Annotated in this window: 28 protein-coding genes; 13 read left to right on the top strand and 15 right to left on the bottom strand. The window is 70.0% G+C overall.

What is annotated here, in order from left to right:
- Positions 1–40: 40 nt before the first annotated feature.
- From OG285_RS18735 to OG285_RS18720, 4 genes are all read left to right on the top strand, one after another.
- Positions 41–772 (top strand): response regulator transcription factor, encoded by a 732-nt coding sequence (locus OG285_RS18735; RefSeq protein WP_356827555.1) that lies wholly within the window; start codon positions 41–43, stop codon positions 770–772.
- 56 nt (positions 773–828) lie between these two features.
- Positions 829–2,232 carry a sensor histidine kinase gene (locus OG285_RS18730; RefSeq protein ID WP_371793564.1) on the top strand — a complete coding sequence of 468 codons (1,404 nt, stop codon included), beginning with the start codon at positions 829–831 and terminating at the stop codon, positions 2,230–2,232.
- Positions 2,233–2,523: 291 nt separating this feature from the next.
- The gene (locus OG285_RS18725) at positions 2,524–3,303 is read left to right on the top strand and encodes an SDR family oxidoreductase (RefSeq protein ID WP_356827553.1); all 780 of its coding nucleotides are present in this window, start codon (positions 2,524–2,526) and stop codon (positions 3,301–3,303) included.
- A 72-nt stretch (positions 3,304–3,375) separates the two neighbouring features.
- Complete coding sequence (locus OG285_RS18720) at positions 3,376–4,134, top strand: glucose 1-dehydrogenase (protein WP_356827551.1); 759 nt, start codon at positions 3,376–3,378, stop codon at positions 4,132–4,134.
- Between the two features lie 35 nt (positions 4,135–4,169).
- On the opposite strand, the gene OG285_RS18715 is transcribed toward OG285_RS18720, so the two are convergent.
- The 3 genes from OG285_RS18715 to OG285_RS18705 form a co-directional block, all read right to left on the bottom strand.
- Positions 4,170–5,450 (bottom strand): DUF2993 domain-containing protein, encoded by a 1,281-nt coding sequence (locus OG285_RS18715; RefSeq protein ID WP_371791618.1) that lies wholly within the window; start codon positions 5,448–5,450, stop codon positions 4,170–4,172.
- A gap of 183 nt (positions 5,451–5,633) precedes the next feature.
- Positions 5,634–5,987: a PRC-barrel domain-containing protein gene (locus OG285_RS18710; protein WP_356827547.1), complete on the bottom strand. Its 354-nt coding sequence runs from the start codon at positions 5,985–5,987 to the stop codon at positions 5,634–5,636.
- 145 nt (positions 5,988–6,132) lie between these two features.
- Positions 6,133–6,303, bottom strand: coding sequence for a hydrophobic protein (locus OG285_RS18705; protein ID WP_356827545.1), 171 nt, complete (start codon positions 6,301–6,303; stop codon positions 6,133–6,135).
- A gap of 200 nt (positions 6,304–6,503) precedes the next feature.
- Between OG285_RS18705 and OG285_RS18700 the strand changes: the two genes are divergently transcribed.
- Both OG285_RS18700 and OG285_RS18695 read left to right on the top strand, forming a co-directional pair.
- Positions 6,504–6,680 (top strand): CsbD family protein, encoded by a 177-nt coding sequence (locus OG285_RS18700; protein WP_356827543.1) that lies wholly within the window; start codon positions 6,504–6,506, stop codon positions 6,678–6,680.
- Between the two features lie 163 nt (positions 6,681–6,843).
- Positions 6,844–7,149: a DUF5133 domain-containing protein gene (locus tag OG285_RS18695; RefSeq protein WP_371791617.1), complete on the top strand. Its 306-nt coding sequence runs from the start codon at positions 6,844–6,846 to the stop codon at positions 7,147–7,149.
- Between the two features lie 6 nt (positions 7,150–7,155).
- On the opposite strand, the gene OG285_RS18690 is transcribed toward OG285_RS18695, so the two are convergent.
- The 4 genes from OG285_RS18690 to OG285_RS18675 all read right to left on the bottom strand — a co-directional run bounded on the left by OG285_RS18690 (position 7,156) and on the right by OG285_RS18675 (position 9,628).
- On the bottom strand, positions 7,156–7,581 hold the full coding sequence (locus OG285_RS18690; RefSeq protein ID WP_371791616.1) for a DUF4190 domain-containing protein: 426 nt from the start codon (positions 7,579–7,581) through the stop codon (positions 7,156–7,158).
- Between the two features lie 74 nt (positions 7,582–7,655).
- The gene (locus tag OG285_RS18685; RefSeq protein WP_371791615.1) at positions 7,656–8,408 is read right to left on the bottom strand and encodes a hypothetical protein; all 753 of its coding nucleotides are present in this window, start codon (positions 8,406–8,408) and stop codon (positions 7,656–7,658) included.
- Between the two features lie 327 nt (positions 8,409–8,735).
- On the bottom strand, positions 8,736–9,290 hold the full coding sequence (gene ssuE / locus OG285_RS18680) for an NADPH-dependent FMN reductase (protein WP_356827535.1): 555 nt from the start codon (positions 9,288–9,290) through the stop codon (positions 8,736–8,738).
- Between the two features lie 263 nt (positions 9,291–9,553).
- Positions 9,554–9,628: a putative leader peptide gene (locus tag OG285_RS18675; RefSeq protein WP_356828300.1), complete on the bottom strand. Its 75-nt coding sequence runs from the start codon at positions 9,626–9,628 to the stop codon at positions 9,554–9,556.
- A 271-nt stretch (positions 9,629–9,899) separates the two neighbouring features.
- Between OG285_RS18675 and OG285_RS18670 the strand changes: the two genes are divergently transcribed.
- Both OG285_RS18670 and OG285_RS18665 read left to right on the top strand, forming a co-directional pair.
- Positions 9,900–10,034 carry a hypothetical protein gene (locus tag OG285_RS18670; RefSeq protein ID WP_371793692.1) on the top strand — a complete coding sequence of 45 codons (135 nt, stop codon included), beginning with the start codon at positions 9,900–9,902 and terminating at the stop codon, positions 10,032–10,034.
- Positions 10,027–10,674, top strand: coding sequence for a DUF6879 family protein (locus OG285_RS18665; RefSeq protein ID WP_371791614.1), 648 nt, complete (start codon positions 10,027–10,029; stop codon positions 10,672–10,674). Before OG285_RS18670 ends, OG285_RS18665 begins: the two co-directional genes overlap by 8 nt.
- 381 nt (positions 10,675–11,055) lie before the next feature.
- On the opposite strand, the gene OG285_RS18660 is transcribed toward OG285_RS18665, so the two are convergent.
- The 4 genes from OG285_RS18660 to OG285_RS18645 form a co-directional block, all read right to left on the bottom strand.
- Positions 11,056–11,244, bottom strand: a complete 189-nt coding sequence (locus OG285_RS18660; protein WP_371791613.1) for a hypothetical protein — start codon at positions 11,242–11,244, stop codon at positions 11,056–11,058.
- 102 nt (positions 11,245–11,346) lie between these two features.
- On the bottom strand, positions 11,347–11,718 hold the full coding sequence (locus OG285_RS18655) for a hypothetical protein (RefSeq protein WP_371791612.1): 372 nt from the start codon (positions 11,716–11,718) through the stop codon (positions 11,347–11,349).
- A gap of 312 nt (positions 11,719–12,030) precedes the next feature.
- A complete protein-coding gene (locus OG285_RS18650; RefSeq protein ID WP_328335502.1) occupies positions 12,031–12,225 on the bottom strand; it encodes a DUF397 domain-containing protein in 195 nt (64 codons plus the stop codon).
- Positions 12,226–12,238: 13 nt separating this feature from the next.
- Positions 12,239–13,090, bottom strand: a complete 852-nt coding sequence (locus OG285_RS18645) for a helix-turn-helix domain-containing protein (protein WP_371791611.1) — start codon at positions 13,088–13,090, stop codon at positions 12,239–12,241.
- A gap of 250 nt (positions 13,091–13,340) precedes the next feature.
- On the opposite strand from OG285_RS18645, the gene OG285_RS18640 reads away from it, so the two are divergent.
- From OG285_RS18640 to OG285_RS18625, 4 genes are read left to right on the top strand one after another with little or no spacing between them, the layout of a single operon-like run.
- Positions 13,341–13,775 (top strand): ATP-binding protein, encoded by a 435-nt coding sequence (locus OG285_RS18640; RefSeq protein ID WP_371791610.1) that lies wholly within the window; start codon positions 13,341–13,343, stop codon positions 13,773–13,775.
- A 12-nt stretch (positions 13,776–13,787) separates the two neighbouring features.
- Positions 13,788–14,210 (top strand): hypothetical protein, encoded by a 423-nt coding sequence (locus tag OG285_RS18635; protein ID WP_371791609.1) that lies wholly within the window; start codon positions 13,788–13,790, stop codon positions 14,208–14,210.
- Positions 14,211–14,214: 4 nt separating this feature from the next.
- Positions 14,215–14,940: a DUF6338 family protein gene (locus OG285_RS18630; protein ID WP_371791608.1), complete on the top strand. Its 726-nt coding sequence runs from the start codon at positions 14,215–14,217 to the stop codon at positions 14,938–14,940.
- Positions 14,937–15,137 (top strand): hypothetical protein, encoded by a 201-nt coding sequence (locus tag OG285_RS18625; RefSeq protein WP_356827519.1) that lies wholly within the window; start codon positions 14,937–14,939, stop codon positions 15,135–15,137. Before OG285_RS18630 ends, OG285_RS18625 begins: the two co-directional genes overlap by 4 nt.
- A gap of 23 nt (positions 15,138–15,160) precedes the next feature.
- Here the strand turns inward: OG285_RS18625 and OG285_RS18620 are convergent, their stop codons facing one another.
- Genes OG285_RS18620 through OG285_RS18610 form a run of 3 tightly spaced genes read right to left on the bottom strand, consistent with a single transcriptional unit; the run spans position 15,161 to position 19,620 of the window.
- On the bottom strand, positions 15,161–18,145 hold the full coding sequence (locus OG285_RS18620; protein WP_371791607.1) for a CHAT domain-containing protein: 2,985 nt from the start codon (positions 18,143–18,145) through the stop codon (positions 15,161–15,163).
- Between the two features lie 3 nt (positions 18,146–18,148).
- The gene (locus OG285_RS18615; protein ID WP_356827515.1) at positions 18,149–18,874 is read right to left on the bottom strand and encodes a hypothetical protein; all 726 of its coding nucleotides are present in this window, start codon (positions 18,872–18,874) and stop codon (positions 18,149–18,151) included.
- Positions 18,874–19,620, bottom strand: coding sequence for a hypothetical protein (locus tag OG285_RS18610; protein WP_371791606.1), 747 nt, complete (start codon positions 19,618–19,620; stop codon positions 18,874–18,876). Before OG285_RS18610 ends, OG285_RS18615 begins: the two co-directional genes overlap by 1 nt.
- 237 nt (positions 19,621–19,857) lie before the next feature.
- On the opposite strand from OG285_RS18610, the gene OG285_RS18605 reads away from it, so the two are divergent.
- On the top strand, positions 19,858–20,328 hold the full coding sequence (locus OG285_RS18605; protein ID WP_356827511.1) for a calmodulin-binding protein: 471 nt from the start codon (positions 19,858–19,860) through the stop codon (positions 20,326–20,328).
- Positions 20,329–20,407: 79 nt separating this feature from the next.
- On the opposite strand, the gene OG285_RS18600 is transcribed toward OG285_RS18605, so the two are convergent.
- Positions 20,408–22,330 (bottom strand): bifunctional UDP-sugar hydrolase/5'-nucleotidase, encoded by a 1,923-nt coding sequence (locus tag OG285_RS18600; protein ID WP_371791605.1) that lies wholly within the window; start codon positions 22,328–22,330, stop codon positions 20,408–20,410.
- Positions 22,331–22,448: the final 118 nt, after the last annotated feature.

The following is a 22,448-nucleotide window of genomic DNA, read 5'->3' as shown; positions in this document are numbered from 1 at the left end:
CGAAGACCGACGCCCCCCAGTAAACGAGGACAGAGAGCCGATGAGCCCCGCCGAGGACGGTCACGACCAGCAGCGCATCCTGATCGTCGACGACGAGCCCGCCGTACGCGAGGCGCTGCGCCGCAGTCTCGCCTTCGAGGGGTACGGGACGGAGGTCGCCGTCGACGGTCTGGACGCGCTGACGAAGGCGGCCCCGTACGAGCCGGATCTCATCGTCCTCGACATCCAGATGCCCCGCATGGACGGTCTGACGGCGGCCCGCAGGCTCCGCGCTTCCGGGTCGACCACCCCGATCCTGATGCTCACCGCCCGCGACACGGTCGGGGACCGGGTGACCGGGCTCGACGCGGGCGCCGACGACTATCTGGTGAAGCCGTTCGAACTGGACGAGCTGTTCGCCCGCATCCGCGCACTGCTGCGCCGCAGTTCGTACGCGGCGACCGCGGGCGAGGTCCCCGACGACAACGTGCTGTCCTTCGCCGACCTGCGGATGGACCTCTCGACGCGTGATGTGGTGCGCGGGGAGCGGCGGGTGGAGCTGACCCGTACCGAGTTCACCCTGCTTGAGATGTTCCTGGCGCATCCGCGCCAGGTACTCACCCGGGAGCAGATCCTCAAGGCGGTGTGGGGCTTCGACTTCGAGCCGTCGTCCAACTCGCTGGACGTGTACGTGATGTACCTCCGGCGCAAGACCGAGGCGGGCGGCGAACCGCGCCTCGTGCACACGGTGCGGGGTGTGGGATACGCGCTGCGGACCGGGAGCGCGGAGTGACGTCCCCCCGGCCCGTGCGCTGGTTCCAGCGGCTTCCGCTGCGCTCCCGGTTGGCGATGCTGACGGCCGCCGCGGTGGCGTTCGCGGTGGCCGTGGTCTCGGTGATCTGCTGGTTCCTGGTGCAGGGGAAGCTGTACGACGAGATCGACTCGAAGCTCAAGGGGCAGATCTACACCCAGCCCGTCGACCCCGCCACACTGCGCAACAACCTCAACGACTGCCGCGCACCGGCGCGGCCCGGCACCTTCGGCCAGCAGACGTCCCCGTACTACGCGCAGCTCGTCCAGTCGGACGGCACCACCTGTGTGCGCAGCGGCGCGGGCACCATCAAGGTCACCGGCAGCGACCGTTCGCTGGCCAAGTCCGGCACCGCCGAGCTGGCCAAGTACCGCAACGGCACCGACTCGGACGGGCACGCCGTCCGGATCCTGACGGCGCACGTGCTCTATCAGGCGGGCGTCCCCTACCCGGACATCGCGCAGATGGTCGCGTACCCGCTGGCGGACACCCGCAGCACCCTCAGCGAACTGGCCCTGCTCCTCCTCGGCGTCTCCGGGCTCGGTGTCATCGGCGCGGGCGCCGCCGGGCTGTGGATCGCGCGGGCCGGACTGAAACCGGTCGACGAACTCACCGAGGCCGTCGAGCACGTGGCCCGTACGGAGGACCTCACCGTCCGGATCCCGGTCGAGGGCGAGGACGAGATCGCCCGGCTCTCCCGGTCCTTCAACTCGATGACCGCCGCGCTCGGCGAGTCCCGTGACCGTCAGGCGCAGCTCATCGCGGACGCCGGGCACGAGCTGCGCACCCCGCTCACCTCGCTCCGCACCAACGTCGAGCTGCTCGCCCGCAGCGAGGAGACCGGCCGCCCCATCCCGCCCGACGACCGCAAGGCCCTGATGGCGTCGGTCAAGGCCCAGATGACCGAACTGGCCGCGCTCATCGGCGACTTGCAGGAACTCTCGCGCTCGGACGCCACCCACGCCCCGGACACCCTCGGCGTCGTCGCGCTGCACGACATCGCCCAGTCCGCACTGGACCGGGCCCGGCTGCGCGGCCCCGAGCTGACCATCACGGCCGAGCTCCGGCCCTGGTACGTACGGGCCGAACCGGCCGCGCTGGAGCGGGCCGTGATCAACGTCCTGGACAACGCGGTGAAGTTCAGCCCGCCCGGCGGCACCATCGACGTCGCGCTGGGCGAGGGCCGGCTGACGGTACGGGACCACGGACCCGGCATCCCGGCCGACGACCTCCCATACGTCTTCGAGCGGTTCTGGCGGTCCCCGACGGCCCGTTCCCTCCCCGGCTCGGGCCTCGGGCTCTCCATCGTGGCCCGTACGGTCCAGCAGTCCGGCGGCGACATCGCGCTCAACCCCGCGCCGGGCGGCGGCACGGAGGCGGTCATGCGGATCCCGGGCGCCGCGACCCCGCCACCGGAGGAACCCCCGGCGCCCCGGGAGTGAGCGGCTCGCGCGGGCGCCCCGGGAGTGAGCGGCTCGCGCGGGCGCCCCGGGAGTGAGCGGCTCGGCGTTGTCACGCGTGTCTCCAGGCCAGACCGTGTCCGCGAGGTGCCGCCTGGGTGCGCGGTACCCAGGCACCGCACGTCCTGGTCGGCGGCCGGCGGGGCGCCCAGACTCGGGTGACGGGACGGCTCGCAATGCCGCCAGGGCATTGCCACCGTCCACCCGCCCACCTCAGTGGGGCCCTGAACGTGGAGCCCCTGAGCGTGGAGCCCCTGAGCAGGGAGAGCAGAGATGACGACAGACACCGGACGGCTCACCACCCCGGCGGACGACGCCATGAGCGGCACGGTGGCGGTGGTGACCGGTGCCGCGCGTGGCGTCGGCAGAGCCACTGTGGCGTGGCTGCACACCCGGGGGGTGCGGGTTCTGGCCGAGGACATCCGGCCCGAAGTGGAGCACCTGAAAGCGGAGTTCGACGGTGTGGCCACCCTGATCGGCGACGTCTCCCGGGAGGAGACGGCCCTGCGGGCGGTGGAACTGGCCCGGAAGCGTTTCGGCAGGCTGGACATTCTGGTCAACAACGCGGGGCGGACACTGAACAGGCCGTTCACCGAGACCACCGCGGAGGACTGGGACTCCCTGATGGCCGTCAACGCCCGCGGCGCGTTCCTTCATGCGCGGGAGGCGTTCCGCGCCATGCGCGAGAACGCACGGGGCGGGGCGATCGTCAACGTCGGCTCCTACACCTGCACGGTCGGGTTGCCCGAGGGATCGGCCTACAGCGCGTCGAAGGGAGCCCTGGCCCAGCTGACGAAGGTCATCGCCCTGGAAGGCGGCCCCCACAACATCCGGGCCAACGCCGTGGCACCGGGCGTGATCGAGACCGACATGCTCGACAACATCCGCGACGACAGCCGCGCCTACCTGCGCTCCTTTGCCGCCGCACACCCGTTGGGCCGCGTCGCGCAGCCGGAGGAGATCGCCGAGATCATCGGGTTCCTCGCCTCGGCCCGCTCCAGCTTCATGACCGGCGCGGTGGTCGCCGCCGACGGCGGATTCACGGCGGCCTGACCGCACATCTCACCGGCCGCGCCGCATCGCGAGCGCGATCGAAGAGGAATCGAAGAGGAAGAGCGCACCACCATGACTGGACAACGGCTTGACGGCAAGGTCGCGCTGATCACCGGCGCGACGGGCGGAATCGGCGTCGCGACCGCCGAGCTGTTCGCCCGCGAAGGCGCACACCTGGTCATCACCGATGTGGCCGGAGCACCCCTCGGCGCCCTGGCCCGGCGGATCGAGAAGACCGGTGGCACGGTGATGACCGCGGTACTGGACGTCTCCTCCGCCCGGGAATGGGACGACGTGATCCGCACCGTACGCGAGCGGTTCGGCACCATGGACGTTCTCGTCAACCTCGCGGGCATCGTGGACTGGCCTGGCATCGAGGGCACCCGGGAAGACATGTGGGACCGCGTCATCGACGTCAACCAGAAAGGGACCTGGCTCGGGATGAGGGCAGCCATGCCCCTGCTCCGCGCCACCGGCAACGCCTCGGTGATCAACACCTCGTCCGTCCTGGGGATCGTGGGCAGCGGAGCAGCCGCCGCCTACCAGGCGTCCAAGGGCGCCGTGCGCCTGCTGAGCAAGACCGCCGCCGTCGAATACGCCCGCCAGGGCGTACGGGTCAACTCCATCCACCCCGGTGTCATCGCCACGCCCATGATCCAGGAGCTCCTCGACGAGCAGGGCGACCAGCAGCCGGACATCGTGCGCACCCCCATGCGCCGTGCGGGCCGCGCCGAGGAGATCGCCTCGGCCATGCTTTTCCTCGCCTGCGACGAGTCCTCGTTCGTCACCGGCTCCGAACTCGTGGTCGACGGCGGCCTCACCGCCCACTGACCCCTGCCCCCGCCGTCCGCCTCGACCCTGCTCGCTCAGCCCTGCTTGCCCAGACGCAGGCCGGAGCCCGCCAGGTCGGCCCTGATCCCGTCCTTGTCCACCACCACATGGCGCAGGCTGATGTCGCCGGGAGCCTTGGGCAGCTTGAAGGACAGCGAGAACTGGCTGGACAGCTCCGGCGGGCGCAGGTTCATCACAGCGGAGATCAGCTTGGGGTCGATGCCGGCCTTCTGCAGCAGCCAGGGGTGGGCGGCGACCTCGTCGACCAGGTTGACCCGCATCAGCTGGTGGGCGAAGCGCGGTGTGCCGGCCAGCCGGTGCAGCTCGTCGTCACTGTGCAGCGCCTGCTGCACCCGCTTCTGCGGTACGCCGATCCGGTCGACCACGGACGGCACGGAGAGCAGCGCCTTGATGTGGTTCTTCTCGCGGGCGATCCGGGCGGCCGCCTCGGGGGCGAGCCGCAGACCGGAGTGCGCGCGGTCCCGGCCGGGCGTGTACGTCGCGATACCGGGGACCTCGACCCGCATGTGGTCGACGGTCGTGGAGACCGCACGGCCGCCGTCCCGCTGGACGTGCGCCTTGGCCTGGAGCCGCACCTGGGTACCCGCAACGGGCAGGCCGCCACGGACGTCGATCGAGTCGTGGCCCTGGTCGGTGAACTTGACCTGCGAGGCGCCGAGCTCGCGGTTCATGTCCGCGAAGGAGAGAAAGACGTCGCCGTCCATCGAGCCGACCACGGCGCCCTTGATGGAGCTGGGGAGGTCTCCGTTGATCCGGATGTCCTTGGCGGTGGCGTGCACCTCCGCGAGCGAGACCCGGTCGGCCGGGACGTCGGGTACGGACACGTCGACCCGGGAGAGGTGCTTGTCCAGCACCTGGGTGAGGAACGGGAATCCGTGGATGTCGACCTCCGGCCTGGTCACCAGGTGCAGCGACTGCTGGAGTTTCTCGGCGGCCTTGTTCTGCGCGTACAGCTCGGCGAAGCGGTCGGCGAGGAAGAGGAAGCCCGTGCAGACCAGGGCGGCGATGGCGACCTTGGCCACGGTGGACACGGCGGCGAACCGGCTCCGGGCCCGGTGGTTGGGCGGCGACCAGGCGTCGTCGGCGTCATCTCGTCCGTCGCCGGGGACGGCACCCGTCTCGTCGTGGTCGGACCTCAGGCCCAGGCCGAGGGGGTCGCGCTCGTCGTAACGGCGCTCGTCGGGGCGGCGCTGGTCATAGCCGTACGGCTCGAAGCCCGGCTCCGGGTCGCTGAGTTGTGCCAGCTCGTCGTAGGGATTGGGCGGATGCGAGGGTATGCGTGTGGGGGGTCGCATCGGCTCATCCCACCACGTGTGCGCCCCCCGAACGCAAGTCGTACCGGGGGTAGCCCCTGGTTTCGTGCCATTTGTCGACCGGTGTTCAGCTGCGTCCCGCGTTCAGCGGCTGCGTCACGGCATGAAGCGGGGCCGTCCAGAAGGTATCTGGACGGCCCCGCTTCATGGCGTGGTGCGGTGGTATCAGGGGCGGCGGTGGCTCTGGTAATAGCCGCCGACCTGCTCGTGGTAGCCCGCGTCACCCACATGCTTGTCCTTGTCGAACTCGGGGGAGTTCTTGATCTGGTCCTTGGTGAGGTCGACGATGATCTTCCGCTCCGCCGCGTCGATCGTGCGTACGGTACCGGCCGGCAGCAGTACGTGCTTACCGAAGATCCATACACCGGTGTCGACCACCAGATATGCGGAGTTGACGTCGTCCGAGTGCTTGTCGACCTTGCCGATGCTGCCGTCGGTCGCCTCGACCTTGTACCCGGTCAGGTCGGTGCCCGTGGTGTGGCCGGTGGTCGGCTGGTAGCCCCAGATGCTGTCACTCATATGACTCCCTCATTTTTGCTCTCGTAGCGATTCGCTGCGATCCGCAGCCAGAACACCGAATGCCCCGGTGTCCCGTGCCCACACATTTCCATGCGGGGGAATTATCATTTCGATTTTTCTGTTCCGTGCGACCGGTACGCGCTGACTACCAGCGGTACCAGCGACCACGCTTCCCGCCACTCGCCGCCGGGCGGACGACGAAGCCGAGCAGCCACACCACCAGCACGATGGCAGCGATCCACCACAGGGCCTGCACCGCAAAACCGGCGCCGAAAAGGATCAGGGCAAGGACCAGAACAAGAAGAATAGGAACCATGATTATCAACCTCCAAAGCAACGACTGCCCCACCCCTCTCGCTTCACTCTCCGTCTCCGCAAAAAGTTTCCGCACAGCAACTGTCCCGGCCGCCTGAGCCTGCGATTCCCTGCGTAAATAACAGCCGGTGTTTGAAGGAGAGTCCTGCGGAAAGGAACTGCGATGACACTGTTTTCGAGTAGGTCAGGACGTGAGTGATCGTGACTGCGGACGAGAAGGCACAGGCCAAGGGCGAGCAGGTCAAGGGCAAGGTCAAGAAGACCGTCGGTGATGCCGTGGGCAACGAGTCGCTGCAGGCCGAGGGCCGCGCCGAGGAGACCAAGGGTGACGCCCGCAAGGCCAAGGAAGCCATCAAGGACGTGTTCAAGGACAAGTAGTGCGCGGACGGCGTTGAGCCCGGCAGCCCTGAGGGCTGCCGGGCTCAACGCCGTCCGGCGGGTACGGACAACGCCCCGCCGGACGTGTACGGAGCGGGATGACGTGTACGGAGCGGGATCGCGGGCACGCGGTGGGTAACCAACCCGAGGAGGGTTTCTCTCGATGCTGACCCCCGATCCTCAAGTGCTGAGGATGCTCCTGGCCCGTTACGCGACAGCGCGCATCGCACTGCTCGAACAGGACACCGCCGCCGGACGGCGCGCGCTGGAAGACGTCACCCACACCCTGTGCGCCGCGACCTCCACCCGGTCCGTCGAGGACGCCGTCCTGGCCGCGGACGGCGTCCTCGAAGCCTGCCGGTCCACCGCCACCGCCACGGGCACCGCCCAGCCGGCGGCCGGCGGGGAACGTCCGGCCCGGGTGGAACGGGCCGACTCCCGCAAGGTCGGCGCAGACCTCCACAGGTGAAGCTGATCAGTTGCCGGTGTGGTCCTTGAAGTCACGTGCGCATTTTTCCTTGGCCGACTGGGAGTGCGCGTGCTGTACGCAATCCGAGTAGTTCTTGAACGAGTCGGAGTTCAGGATGGAGACTCCGGCGATCAGAATGCCCGCACCGCCAATGATCCCCAGGGCCGAAAGCACCGTGCCGACGACCGCCATGGACCGCTTGGGAGCTCTTCCGGCGCGCGCCCTGCGTATTCCGATGATGCCAAGAACCAGCCCGATCAGGCCGAGCAGAATGCCCCCGACCACGGTCCAGAAGAAGACCACGGCGAGGATTCCCAGCACCAGTGCGGCGACGGCGACGCCGTTGGTGTTCGGTAAGAAATTCTGGTTCTGGTCCTGGTTCTGCTGGTCCTGCGGCCAGCCCTGCGAGGGATAGCTTTCCGACGATGCCATAGGGCGTCCTCCGGTTGATAGGGGCGGTCTCTTCAGAAAACCGTGTTCAGGGAACCGTGCTCAGGAAACCGTGCTCAAGAGGCGTTCGCCGTGAGCTTCTTGGGGTCGACGACCTCCCCCGCGGGCGGGGCCGTGGCCTTCACCTTCTTGTTGTAGTCGGAGAAGCGCACGGTGGACGGGGCATCGCCACCGCTCTGCACCGCTTTGAGGATGTACGGCTTGCCGTGGGTGGCGACGTACAGCGTGTTCGTCTCGCCGCTGCCCGTCTTGTTCTTGAGGACGGCGGCCTCCTGGCCGTCGACCGTGGCGTCGCCCTGCCGGGACATGTTCTTCCGCTCGGACTTGTCCTGGTCCATGCCCGCCATGAACGCCTGCTTGTTGCAGATGTTCTGCACACTGCTGTTCTGGGCGGGCACCTTCACCCAGTGCCCCTGCAGGGCCTTGGCCGTCTTGTCCGCGTCGGCGCCCGGCTGGGCCTTCGCGGCCCCCTTCCAGTAGGGGCCGTTGCCCTTGAGGTAGATGACCTTGCCGGTCTGCACGATGTCGGCGCGGGCGTCCTTCGAGGTGAGCCGGCCCGTACACACGCCACTGCCGTCCACGGCGAAGTCCAGGTCGGTGACCTTCCCCTGCCCGGACATCCGGCCGCGCACCCGCAGCGCGGTCGCGGACTTCGTCGCCGCCACTCCCTTGTCGGCGATCTTGTCCGCGCTCATCCCCTTGAACGCGTCGGAAGACGACGAACCGCCGCCGCCGGAACAGGCCACCAGGCCGGCGGCGCTGAGCGCACACACGGCGGTCACGGTGACGGATCTGCGTAAGAAGGTCATGGTCTTCCCCCTCGTTCCGCGAACCTGCCGCGGAAATCGGCTCCCCAGGTGATCAGTGATTCACCGCGTACCCCGAATCTCCACACATGCTCATGCCGAGGGGGTGCCGACTGCCGATGGCCGATTCCATACGCACGCGCACCGGCTCAGGGACGACCGCAAGTGCGGGCAGCCGGAGAAAATGAACTCGCCGATGTCCAGGCGGTGATACCCGGCGATACGGCCCGGCGACCTCGTCGGGCCGGTGCGTGTGCGGTGGTGGAGAAGAGGGTGGGGGGCGCCGGCCCCGTCACGGTCCGCTCCGCGGCGGACGGGGCCGGCAGGCACTCAACCGGCGACCGCCAGGCTCGGAGTGCGGTCCAGAGCGGTGGAGAACTGGTCGACGACCTGCTCCAGCGCGAGGGCGCTGGCCGGATCGACGGTCACCGTGTCGTCGGGTGCGACGCTGATGTGCCGGTCCAGCACGAACCAGCCCTGCACTATGTGCCCGGCTCCCATCGAGGAGAGCACCGGGCGCAGCGCGTAGTCGATGGCGAGCACGTGCGCCGTCGTGCCGCCGGTGGCCAGCGGCAGGACGGTCTTCCCGGTCAGTGCGTACTGGGGCAGCAGGTCGAGAAGGGACTTGAGCAGACCCGAGTAGGCGGCCTTGTAGACAGGGGTGCCGATCACCACACCGTCCGCCGACGCGAACAGTTCGGTGGCGCGGACGATGTCCGGGTGCGAGAAGTCGGCGCCCAGCAGGGCATCCGCGGGCAGGGTGCGCACATCGAGGGGTACGACGGTGTGGCCCTGGGCGGTGAGCCGGGCGTCGAGGTGTCGCAGCAGGCGGGCGGTACGGGACGTGGCGGAAGGACTTCCCGAGACGGACAGGACGGTGGCCATGGGCCCTCATTTCCGGGTACGACGTGGGTGGCGGTGCGGCCGGTGGTCAGGTCGGGCCGCCGTGGACGTCGAGGACGCGGAACCGGTCGACCGCCTGTTCATGGCCGCAGCGAAGAGCGCGCGACGAACGGACGGAGGGAGACAGCCGGACGCTTCGGGCGGCAGACGACGCATGGCAGCACGGCGGGCCCGAAAGGGCGCCCGGGACCGCAGGGTTCAGGCCCGGCCACAAGGCGGGCAGCGCGCGAAGGGGGGAGGTCTCCTCAGGCTTCGCGGCGACAGAAGGCACTGGAGACGCGGGCGAGGTCGATATGGCGGCGCTTGGTCAGACAGCTCATGCCGATCGCTCCTCTCGCGTTTCCGGGGTGTGCGTTCCAGGGCTCACAGTACGGCCGCCCCGGCGTCGCGGTCGAGTGGGCGACCACACACCGGACACCCGGCCCGCCCCGACCCTTCAACACAGCGCCTCCGGTGGGCAGAAGCCCTCAGGTCCGGGAGCAGGCCGAGAACAGCGTTCACGTGGGGCGGCCCCTGCGGGTATTTTGTGGGCAACTGTATGTGCGGACGGCATGACCGAGCGTCATGGGCGGGTGGAGGCAGACGTGCGCGGTGATCGGTCAGGATCTGACGGCCACCTACCGCGCACACCTCCCGGAAGGTGTGTCCCTGGCCCCGGACGAACGGCTGGTCGTCATCCCCGGCAACATGCTCATCGCGGCAAAGGCGGACATTCCCGATGCTTGACCTGCATGCCCCGGCGCTCCCGCCCGGCCTGGGGGAACGGCTCCCCCGCGAAGTCTACAAACGCGATTTCCGGCAGCGCGACGCCGAAATCCGCAACGGCAACTCATGGAAGCTGGAGCGTCGGCAGCACTTCGTGGAACAGGGCAGCGCCAGCTGGGAGGCGCTCTGCCGAGGTGACTGGGACGAGGCGCTGAGGCTGTTCGAAGAGCGGCGCGACACGCTGCGCAGGTCCGGCCTCGACGACCAGCAGCGCGGGTCCGCGTTCCATCGCGTACGCGTGGTCGAGCAGCCACTGACGCCCTACCTCCAGTGGGAGCTGCACTCACTCCGGCAACGCGCCCAATACGGGGAGCGCGTCCGCGTCGTGAGCGCGGAAACCGTCGCGCCTTACGAAGCACGCGAGAGGCTCCCGGAGTTGACCATCCTCGATGAGCGCACCCTCTACCGCGTCCTCTACACCGAGGCGGGCGTACCGGAAGGCGCTGTGCGCTACACCGATCCCATCGTCGTCAGCGACTGGGTGACCTATCTGCGGGGACTCCACGCAGCGGGCGAGGACGTGGCCTCCTACGTCGAACGCGAGGTGGCGCATCTGCCCCCGCCCGAGATCATCCCGTCCCGACCGGCCCGCTCGGAGTAACCCCATCAGAAATCCCGGAGAGCACCAAGAGCACGAAGAGCACCCCAGCAGCTCCCATGCCGAGCTGTCCGGGTCGTCCAATGAGGTCCTGCAGGCGCACAACATCCGGGGGGACATCCACTTTCACCAGCGCCCCGAGCCGGACCGAACCGGCCCGGCTCAGGTGAGGCCGCAGCAACTGCCCGCCGACACGCACGCCTTCGCCAACCGCACGGACGAACTGGGCAGGCTGGGCGCGGTCCTCACCGACCGGGCCGGGGATCCCGTCCTCGTCTCCGTGTACGTGATCGCCGGGACCGCCGGTGCCGGGAAGACCTCGCTGGCCCTGCGCTGGGCCCACCAGGTCAAGGACCAGTTCCCCGACGGTCAGCTGTACGTCAATCAGCGCTCGCCTGGCACGGCGCGGGCACCACGTACCGGCAGCTGCACCGGCATGCCGAGTCCGCCGACTTCCACCGAAGGGCCGCCACGGTCCACCGGGAGCTCGGTGACAGCTGGAACGAAGCCCTTGCCCTGGAGGGCCTGGGGCTCGCGCTGTGTCCCGAGGAGCCGCAGACGGCTCACCGTCACTGGACCGAGGCGTTGGGCCGGATCGCCGACTACCAGGACCTCCGGGCCCTGGGGGTACGCACGCGGCTCGAAGCCCGGCTCGCCGCAGCGGGCTGAACCTCGTCAGCAGGGCCCGCACGCGCTGCCCAGGACCGGGATCAGTGACCCACCGTCGACGCGGAATTCGAGGTACGGGCGCACGGACCACTCGGTCCACCGGCCACGGTGACTCAGCGAGAACCCGCACGCTTCACCCCGGTGCAGCGCGCCGATCGCACCGACGCAGCCACCGCCGTCCACCCAGCTCAGCGCGCGGTGGCGCTCGATGGGCGGAAGGGCGTGCGCCAGTTCGCGTACGTCCGCACGGATGCGCCGGATCGCTTCGGCCGGGGCGCTGACCGCGTACCGCGCCACGTCCGCCACGTCGTCGGCGTCCATCGTGCGGTAGGTGATCCGCTCGCACCAGAAGGCGCGGGTGGGGTGCGGGACACGCATGGTGGGGCCTCCTGACACGAGGGTCGGGGCCGCCCCTGCCCACTGCCGGCGTGACGAGCTGCGGGCGGAGGCGGCCCCTCTGCACCCCCTCAATCGGCGCAGAGTGAGGGGGAGTTGTTACGCCAGGACATGAACGCGCAGTAGGACCCGCACGGTTGGCGGCACACAGTGAAGCTAGCGCTTAATCCAGTCGCGCATCAAGTGTTGTACGTCTAACGAGTGAGGTATAGCGCTCCAACGAGTCGCGCACAGCGAAACGGGCGGCCTCCACCTGCGCCGGTGGAGACCGCCCGAGGGCCGGATCGTGGCGCGTCACGCCAGATCGTCGAACTCGCCTTCCTTGGCGCCACCGAGGAAGGCGCGCAGCTTGGCCCGACTGGTCCGGATGACCACGTCCGGGTTGTCACTCTCGCGCATCAGAATCTCGCCTCCGTGTTCGGCGAGCTCCAGGCAGTCAGAGCCTTCGGCATTGGACGACTTCGAGGACTTTCGCCACTGAATTTCCATCATTCTCACGCCTTCATACTTGTTGAGCTATTTTGCGGATGAAGTCCCGCGAGCTCTCCGGATCGAGCGCCTTCTCCTCGGTCCGCTCCAGAGCGACTCGCCAGTTCTCCAGGCTGGTCTCAGAGTCCAGGAAACCTGATCCGGTCGCCGTGTCCGTCTGCACCGTGTCGAGTTGCGGAACGACACCCCGCACGTAGTGTGCCGAACTGCCGGCATGAGGGAACCCACCCGCCGCGAACGGAATCGCACGGATCGTGACGTTGTCGCGGTCCGACTGCTTCAGCAAGTTTTCGAGCTGACTGCGGGCAACCGAGGGGCCGCCGAACGTCATCCGCAGCGCGGCCTCGTGAATGAGGAAGGTGCAGTCAACCAACTCCGGCCGGTCGAGGACATCACGCCGCTTCAGCCGATGGGAGAGCTGGCGCCGCTGGCGGGCAGGACTCGGCTGCGGAACGCTCTCCGCGAAAACGGCACGTGCGTAGTCCTCGGTCTGGAGCAGCCCAGGCATATACATGATCTGCACCGACCGGAAACCCACGGCATGGTGCTCCAGCTCGGCCAGATCGAGCGCCCCGCTGGTGAGGTGCCCCCGATAATCTTCCCACCAGCCGTTTATGCGCTCCGTCGCCATGCCGGCGAGGGCCTCGACGTACGCCTCGTCCGGGCACCCGTAGTGGCCGGACCACGTGCGCACCCGCTCCGCGCTCACACCGAACCGTCCCGATTCGATGTTGCTGATGGTGGTGCGATCCGTGCCGAGCATGGCCGCAGCCGCGGTGAGCGACAAGCCCGTGTGCTCGCGAATCCTGCGCAACTCGGTACCCAAGCGGCGCTGGCGCGCCGTGGGCGCCTTCCTCGATGGCATGGACCTCTCCTCTTGTCGGGTCCCAGTGTGGCCCGCTGTCCGGCACGGGTCCAGCACGTACATGACTTCGCACATTTATGTCTAACGCGTGAGGCGATGCGCTAGCGTGGCCTCAGCACCGCGCACCAGGTAGCCGGGTCCGAAGTTCAGCCAGCTCGCCGCGCGTTGAAAGACGCGCCGTGACACGGCCATCGCCACGGAACAACGAGCGGCGCCCCCGTTTCGGATCGCATCGCGTAGGGAGAACCACATGACCCCCGCCGCACCACGCCCCCCGCAGGGCGGCGAGCTGTACCGCATCGCCCTGCCCAACACCGCCAACGCACCCCGCATCGCGCGGGACTTCGTCGCCTCGGTGCTCACCGTCAGTCGTCACGGTGGCCTCGCCGACGACGCGCGGCTCTGCGTCGCCGAGGTGGTGACCAACGCCCACCGCCACACCCGCACACCCCGGATCCAGCTCTGCGCGACCGTCAACCGCAAGCAGGTCACCGTCTCCGTCGCGGACAACGCGCCCTGGTTCCTGCCCGTACTGGCCCCCGTGGGTGCCTACGATGAACTGGAGTGTGGACGGGGGCTGTTACTGCTCGACCGGGTGGCCCACGCCTGGGGCTGGACCATCCTCGGCGGGTGCACTCCCGACCGTAAGGCCGTGTGGTTCACGCTCGGCCGCGAAGGTACGTGACGGGGGACAGCCATGAACGGGTACGCCACTCTTGCCGGTCTTGCCCTGCCGGTTGCCGTGGTCCTCGCCCCCAGAAAGGGGCGGGGGCGGGGAAAGGTGCTGATCACTCTCGCCCTGCTGGTGACGGGGCTCCTCTCGCTACTCCTCGGCGAGGCGCCCGACGTGCTGCTGTTCGCCGCGACGGCGCTCGCCGGGGGGCTGCTCCTGCTGACGGAGATGACCGCCGCCGCCCGCTCCGCGCTCTCGGTGGCCTGGATCAGCTGCGCGGCCCTGCTCGCTGTGCTCAACTTGTTCCACGGCGAAGTGACGCGGTGGATGGCGGCCGAGCGGCTCTGGCTGGTGACCGCGGGCTGCGTCGCGGCGGGCGTCCTGACAGTGCTGGCCCGGCGTACCGCGCTCACCGCGCGGGACCGGTACGGCGGGATGGGGGTGTGATCCGGTGGGGCATGCGCCGTCGACCGTGATGCAGGTGATGCTGGTCGTCCTCGTGGTCCTTCCGGGCATCACCTACCAGTTCCTCCGGGAGCGCAGCCGCGGCCCCGTGCCCGGTGAACGCGACCTCGGGGAACGAGTGTTGCGGGCCGTGGGGGCCTCGCTCCTCCTCGACGCGCTGTACCTGCTCGTTGCCGGATCCCAACTGGTGCGCTGGGCGAGGGAGTCCGCGACCGGTGGCTGGGACGGCTTCGGACATCAGCCCAGGCAGGCGGCGCTTCTTGGCCTCGTGCTGCTGGTCGGTGTGCCGGCTGCGGCCGCCGCAGCCGTCTCCTGGTGGGAACGCGGGCGGCGGCCCGCTGTCCGCTACCGCAGCACCCCCACGGCATGGGACCGGATGTTCCACGGCCGGGGCTCCTGCTTCGTACGGATGAGGATGCGGGACGGGAGCTGGGTGGGCGGTTGGTACGGGTCCCGCTCCTTCGTGACCTCCTATCCCCAGCCCCCAGAGGTCTACTTGGAGTCGGCCTGGCTGATGCGCCCGGACGGCAGCTTCGTCCGGCCGATCGCGGGGAGCGCGGGGCTGCACGTCCGCGCGGCGGAGACCGACCTGCTCGAACTGCTCCTGCCGCCGTCCGTCCCCGAACCGGACCCGGGTCCCGGCGACCCGGACGGCCGGACCCCAGCCCCGCACACCCCAGCCCCGCACACCCCCGGATCGGAGCCGTCATGAAGAAGCCGCGCAAGGCCCAGCCCGAACTGACCCCCGCCGAAAGGGCACTGCTCGCCGATCCGGGAGAGCCGAGGGGCGGCTACATGCCGCACGACGGGATCCCCGAACCCGCACAGGGTCCCTCCGAGCCCGCCGCCGTCTCTGCGGTACCCGGTACGCCGGTGCGGGAGACACCGGAGGCCCCGGCCGAGGAGTGATCAGGCCTGACGTGCACCTGTGATCAGGGTCCGACGTGCACGTGACTCGCCCAGAGTCCCGGGAGATTCGGGTACAGGGCACGAGCGTTCAGCGTCGCCCGGTGCACAGCGGTGGCCGATGCCATCCCGCCGCCGTCCTGCGCGAGCTGCCCGTACACGTCGGTGGCGAAGGCCAGGGCGAATCGGTCGAAGACGGGCCAGAGGGTGGCGATCACATGGGAGAACCCCGCGAGCTGGAAGGACGAGGCGAGATGGATCGCCTCATCCGCATGACGCAGACCCGTCTGCGCGGAGCCACAGGCCGACAGATAGGCGAGCTCGGGACGGCCCAGGTCGAGCCCCGAGACATCCGCGAGGGTGAACGGGTGCAGCCGGTGGTCGTGGAGCAGCAGCCGCCCCCGTGACGGTGACTCCTGGTCGGTCACGGCGTGGCAGGCGAAGTGCGCCCATGTGTGCCGTGGCAGCTCCTCGACGAGCCGCTCCCGCGTCGCCCCGTCGTCGGCCAGGACCAGCGAGCCGGGGAACAGCCTGCGCACCGCCTCGGCCTCGGCCCCGGCCTGCCGCAACGGTTGGGCCCCCGGTGTCCGCGACATCGCGACGACCAGCGGGCGGGGCGGGACCGCCGGTTTCCGCCGCGCGCGGGCCGCGGTGAGGGCCCGAAGTGTCGGAGCGTACGACGGGACGGCCCGGTCGAGGAGCGAGCGGGCGCCGGTGCGGGCACCGGGACCGTGGTGCCCGGCGGCGTGAATCGGCAGCAGGGCCAGCGGCCCCGTGGGCACCCACCAGATGCGGGGCAGCGGCTCGCCGGGGGCCGGGACGCGCAGATCGAGGCAGTCCACCACCGGCTCGACGAGGGCGTCCCAGAGCCAGGCCAGCACCTGGTGGACGGGTTTCTGCAGGGCCGGGTCGAGGATGCGGTCCGGGTGCAGCGCGTCGAGCAGCTTCCGGGTCTGGCGGGTGGCTTCGTCCGGCCGGACATCGAGCGGCACCGTGCGGATCCGGCCGGCCTCCAGGATGATCGCGTCGGAGCGGAGTTCGCTGACGTTGAGGAACACGACGGGCCCCCGGTCTCCGTGGCCCGGCGTCGTCCGTCCGGACGTCGGCAGATCGGGCAGCGGCGCGCCCCCGAAACCGGCGAAGCCGTCCTGCGCGCGGATCTCCTCCAGCAGTTCATCCCAGCGCTCACTGAGCTCGCGCCTCGCGGCACGTCGCCGGTCCTCGTCGCCGCGCGTGGCGGCGGAGGGGCCCGTACCGAATCCTGTCGAGGTGGCGGCCGGCCCGTCGAGGGCCTCGCGCACCTCCTCGAACCTGGCGGCCAGAGAAGGGTGTTCGGCCCGCAGCGGGGTGAGGTCGGTCCGGACGTCGAGCGCCCGGGACAGAAGGACGCCCCGCCCCTGCTCCAGCAGGGTCACCGCCTTCTCCGGCTCTCCCGCCGCGAGGGCGCACGCGGCGGCGGCCACCGCGATGCCGGTCCACCGCCCGAGCCGGAACTCCTGGTCGGTGCGGCGCAGTTCGCGTGCGGCGAGCTGCGGGAGCAGCCCGATCACGTTCTCGAAGGACCGTACGGCCTGCGCGTACTGGCCGGCCGTGGCCGCCATGTCGCTCCGGGCGAGGCCCGCCTTGACGCGGGTCGGCAGATCCGCCGTGGGGTGGCGGGCCGCCTCGTCCAGCGCTGCCAGCGCCCGGTCGAGGTCCACCGCGTACTGATGACGGTCGTACCGGTAGCGGCAGTGCAGGGCGAGGGCGAGACCGAGCTGATAGCCGGCCCGTTCCGGGGCGTCGGCGGGTACCGCGCCCACGGCCCGGTGAGCCAGCCCGATCGCCTCGTCCAGGTCGGCGGTCGGGGCGCGGAGGCGGTACGGGTGGGGGCCGCCGCCCTCCTGGAGCCCCCCGGTGCGCTCCTCCACGCGCTGTCGCAGCTCCCAACGGGTGCGCAGCGCGAGGGCGAGGTTGTTCTGGCACAGCTCGAAGGCTCCCCGGCCGGGGGCGGTCTGTCCCAGAGCCGAGCGCCCGGCCTCGACAGCCGCGTCCAGGTCCGCCGTGCTCCCGCACGAATCCCCCCGCCGGGACAGGAGATGGCAGAAGGTGGCCAGGTCCGCCGTGCGTTCGTAGCCACGGCGCCGGGCGGCCTCAAGTGCCCTCCTCAGCTGTGTGACCGCACGATCGAGGTACGGCACCTCCTTCGTCCGCTCGTACTGGCTGTGCAGTACGGCCGCGAACTCGGCTCTGCAGAGGGGGAAGTGCACGCTGGTGTCCCGGATCAGCAGGACCGCTTCACCGCCCAGCTCCGCCGCTTCGTCCAGATCGGCCACGGCACCGAGATGGTCGTACCGCAGGCGAAGACACCCGCTCAGCAGGGACAGCAACCGGCCGCGTTCCAGGCTGCGCCTCCGGTCGCGCCTCCCATCGCGCCTCCCGTCGCGTTCGGGGCCGCCGCGTGTCCCGTCGTGTGTCCGGTCGCCGGGGAGCCCCGCGGCCACGCCCCGGCGCCCGGCGGTGACCGCCTCGTCCAGATCGGTCAGCGAGCGCGTCCGTTCGTAGCGCAGCCTCAACCCCCTGATCAGAGCGAGGACATGACCGGCGTGCCGGGGGTCGCCCACCGTCCCCCCGGCGGCGCTCCTCAATTCCTCGACCGCCCGGTCCAGCGCGGCCACGTCGCCCTGGCGCAGATAGCGGCGCAGCAGTCCTTTCCCCGAGGCCGACCGTTCGGCGGCGCTGTCGGGGGCGTACGCCGGGTCGGCGCGCTGCCGCCGTCGCAGGTCGGCGAGGCCCAGCAGGCGGCCGAGACCGGCCGCCGTCAGAGCGGAGGCGCCGATGACGGTGAACCACTGCGGGCGCGCGCTCCCCTCTGTGCCGGCCGGACCGGCCATCAGGACCCAGAGCAGGAAGCCGACGGCGAACCCCGGCGTGCGGTACCTGGCGACGAACGGCAGGCGCGTGTTGCTGCCCCAGAAGACGAACACGAGGAGCGCGCCGAACAGACCCACCGCTTCCCGCCACAGGGCCACGGGTCAGACCGGCCGCGGCGTGCGGACGTCGTCCCGGATCGCCAGGGCGGCGCCGAGGGCCGCCTCATGACCGGACGCCGCGTCGCGCAGAGCCGAGCAGAGCAGGACGCCCTCGTGCGCCAGTTTCCGCACCTCGGCATCACGGCCCAGACCGACGCAACTGGGGAGGACGCCATGGCGGTACTTCCTCCGGAACTGGAGGAACCCGTCGCGGCCGTCGCTTCCGACCGGCCACATCCCCTTCCTGTTCTTGTCGGCGAAGTCCGGGTGCCGCCACATCAGCCGCGCGAGAGTCAGCCGCGCGTCCGCGGCCCCCGCGATCCTGACCTCCGCCGTCAGCGGTCCGTCCCCGATGAGATCGAACGCGGCCAGAGAGCCCGGTGCGCCGCTCAGCGCGCCCCCGACACCCGCCGGATCGCCGCCGACGGGATCCGCCAGGTGCGAGGCGGCCAGAGCGACCCGGGCATGGTTCATCGCATGGGCCGGCGTCCGCACTCCCTCGATCACCGGGACGGCCTCACGCGCGGCGGTGCCCACGGCGTGGAACACCTTGACGCTTTCCGTCGTTCGCGCCGAGGTCCACCCCATGAGCTGGATGTACAGAAGCAGATGGCTGACGCCTCGCTGATAGGTGAGACCGGCCTGAACCTGCCGGCCCTTCTCCGCGCATTTCCGCGCCTCCTCCCAACAGGAGAGCCCTGCCTGGAGCCGTTCGTCCGCCCTGCCCACTACCGGACTCCCGACGGCCGGATTCCCGACGGCCGGGATCCTGACCTCATACCGGCGAGGTCCTTCTCGGCCCGCCGCGCGTCCGCCTCGTACTCCGGTGCGAACCGGCTCAACGCACGGTAGAGAAGAGCACTTTCGGCGGCCAGCTGCAGCATCTCGGCGTGGTCGTCCAGGCCGACGCAACTGGGCGACACCGCCTGAATGTACGGCTCCACCGCGCGAAACCCGCGCTCCCAGTCCCCGCTGTCGACCGGCCAGCCCGCCCTCTTCCTGGCCCTGACCTTGGGGTACTTCCGCAGCAGTCCCGCCAGGAGCGCACGTGCCTCGGCGCCCCCCGCGACCCGGACCGCGGGGGCGAGGAGCGGCCCCTGTCCCCCGCCCAGGACACGCTGGTGGACCGGCGCGGCGCGGGTGGCGTTCAGCACGCCCGGGATGCGCTGGGGGTCGCCCCCCGCCGGGTCGCCCAAGTGAGAGGCGACGAGGGCCATGCGGCCGTACTCCAGCGACTTCCGCTGCGCACCGGCGCGGTCGAGTTGCTGTGTCATCTCGCGGGCCATGGCGCCGAAGGCGTAGTAGATGGCCGCGGTGTCAAGAGAATGCACCGATCTGCGGTATCCGAGAAACCTGGTCAGCCCGCGACGGTAGGCGCTGATCGCTTTGTAGGGGCGTCCGGCGGCTTCGTGCGCGCGCGCCTCCTCCCAGGCGGCCAGTGCGGCCCGCACGAGACTCTCGGCGTCGAACGCCATCTCCCCCGCCCTTCCGCGCCGCCGGAACCGTCGGCCCCGTGATGCGTCAACTCCTTTGACCAGCAGTTCACTTCAACTTTGCGGCACGCTGGAGAGCGCCTGCAACCGCATTGGGGAAAGCCGACACCTACGGAAGGGAAGCTCAGCGCTTTGCCCACTTTCGGTAATCATTCGGATACTTTCGGCTACGAAACGGCCGTACGGACGGCCGTGCTTCCCGGAAGGATCTCTGCGCCCATGCGACGCGTCACCAAGATCGGCCTGCTGGCTTCGGCCCTGATGCTCACCCTCACCGGTGCCGCGACCGGCACGGCCGCCGCCCAGCCGGACAGCGCCACGACCCGCGCCGCAGCGGACGGGGCCGCCTACTTCGAGGTGGCGGACGGCCGGGACTACCGCAACACCTGGGTCATCAAGCTGACCAAGCCCGAGGACATCCAGCACGCCCGTGACCTCGCAAGCGGCAAGACGGACGAGAGGCCCCACGTCCTCGGGCGCATCGAGAAGAGGCCGCAGCCCTACAACCCCCGTTGGAGCTACAACCTCCGCCCGGACACCATCGGCTTCTTCGACGTGGCCATCGAGGTCTGCGACGCGACCCCCAGTTACACCGAGGACTATCTGGACGAGGCGGGCGGTCCGTTCCTGCCCGGCCTGGTCTGGTGCCCGTGGTCCTCGCACATCACCAAGGAAGTCCCCGCGCCCTGACCGCAGCCGTCAGCCACATGGCTGTGGCCCCCGTCCGCCGAGCGGGCAGGGGCCACAGCCATCGAGCGTGTGGAGACGGCTACTTGACGACCGTGATCCGGTCCGCCGCAGGCGTCGGGATCGGTGCGGAGGCCGAGGAGTTCGCCGCCAGGTAGGCGTTGAACACATCCAGGTCCGACGCGCCGACGAGCTTGTTCTTGCCCTGGCCCAGGGCCGTGAAGCCGTCGCCGCCGCCCGCGAGGAACTCGTTCATCGCGACACGGTAGGTCTTGGCCGGGTCGATCGCCGTGCCGTTCAGCTCGACCGTGTTCGCGACCACGCGGTCCGCGCCCGACTTCGTCAGGTCGAGGGTGTACGTGAGCCCCTTGGACACCTGAAGGATCTTCGGGGACGCCTCGTTGGGCCCGCTGACCTGCTGCTGGAGCGCGGTCAGGAGCTGCGCGCCGGTCAGGTCGACCACGTTCATCATGTTGGTGAACGGCTGCACGGTGAACGCTTCGCCGTACGTCACCACGCCGTCGCCCTCACTGCCGCTCGCCTTGTACACCAGGTCGGACCTGATGCCGCCCGGGTTCATCAGGGCCAGCTGGGCGCCGCCCTTGTCCGCCGGGGCGAGCCCGGCGAGCTGCCCGTCGGCGATCAGATCGCCGAGTTTGGTCTCCGGGGACGTGTCGCCGCGCCCGTTGATGTCCGCGGAGATGAAGCCCTGCGGCTTGTTGGCGATGGGGGCGGCCAGCGCGTTCCAGCGGGTGATCAGCGAGGTGATGTCCTGCGCCTTGGGCTGGTCGCGGCTGACGACGTGGTTGACGGGGCGCACGGGCGTGACCGGCCTGCCGTGCCCGCCCTTCGCACCGGTCGCGCCGGCCGCCGTCCGCACGATGTCGTGGGTCTTCAGGTCGTACGTGAGGGTGCTGTCCGTGTAGAGCCGCCCGAAGGACGCGGCCGACGTCACCATGCGCGGGTTGCCCGCGGGGTCCGGGATGTCACACACGTACGACTGGTGGGTGTGCCCGGTGACCAGCGCGTCCACCTTCGGCGAGATGCCCTTGGCGATGTCGACGATGGGGCCGGAGATCCCGTCGCCCGCACCCGGCGCGTCACAGTCGTAGTTGTACGAAGTGCCCGCGGGCATACCGCCCTCGTGGATCAGCGCCACGATCGACTTGACGCCCTGGCGGTCCAGTTCCCTGGCGTACTTGTTGACCGTCTCGATCTCGTCGTGGAACGTGAGGCCCTTGACGCCGTTCGCGGTGACGACGTCGGGTGTGCCCTCCAGCGTCACACCGATGAAGCCGATCTTGACGCCGTTCTTCTTCCAGACCGTGTACGGCTTGAGGATCGGCTTCCCGGTCTTCTCACTGGTCACGTTGGCGGCCAGGTAGGGGAAGTCCGCGCCCTTGAACTTCTTGCCCTTCTCGAAACAGCCGTCGGCCGGGTGACAGCCGCCGTTCTGCATCCGGGCCAGCTCGGTCGCGCCCTCGTCGAACTCGTGGTTGCCGACGGAGGTGACGTCGAGCTTGATGTCGTTGAGCGCCTCGATGGTCGGCTCGTCGTGGAAGAGCCCCGACAGCATCGGGCTGGCCCCGATCATGTCGCCGCCCGCCGCGGTGACCGAGTACGGGTGCCCCTTGCGGGCGGCCCGCAGCGAACTCGCCAGATACTCCGCGCCACCGGCCGGTATCGACTTCACCGTGCCGTCGGGCTGCGTCTCGGCGACGGTGCCCGAGGAACCGGCCGGGGGCTCCAGGTTCCCGTGCAGGTCGTTGAAGGACAGCATCTGCACATCGACGGTGGGGTCGGGCCGGGAGTGGTGCTGCCCGTGGCTCCCGTGCCCGCCATGGCCGTGGCTGTTGTGACCCTGCGCCTGGACCTGCCCCTGCGCCTGGGCCGGCATGGCGGCGACCAGCGCACCGACCGTCGCGAGCCCGGCAGCGGCGGCGAGTACCCGCCGGGTCGCACGGTCGCTCCGACGGCTGAGGGCTCTGTGAGATGTGGCTGACATTCGTCCCCTTGTGAGTTCTGTGTGAAGGGTGAGGGGTAGCGATCGGCAGCCTAGAGTCAACGCGCGTAGCGCGACAGGGGGGTGGGGTGACGAGGTGGGCAGCCGCCACGCAATCGCC

Source organism: Streptomyces sp. NBC_01471 (assembly GCF_041438865.1).
Lineage (GTDB): Bacteria > Actinomycetota > Actinomycetes > Streptomycetales > Streptomycetaceae > Streptomyces.
This window is presented reverse-complemented; position numbering and strand designations above follow the sequence as displayed.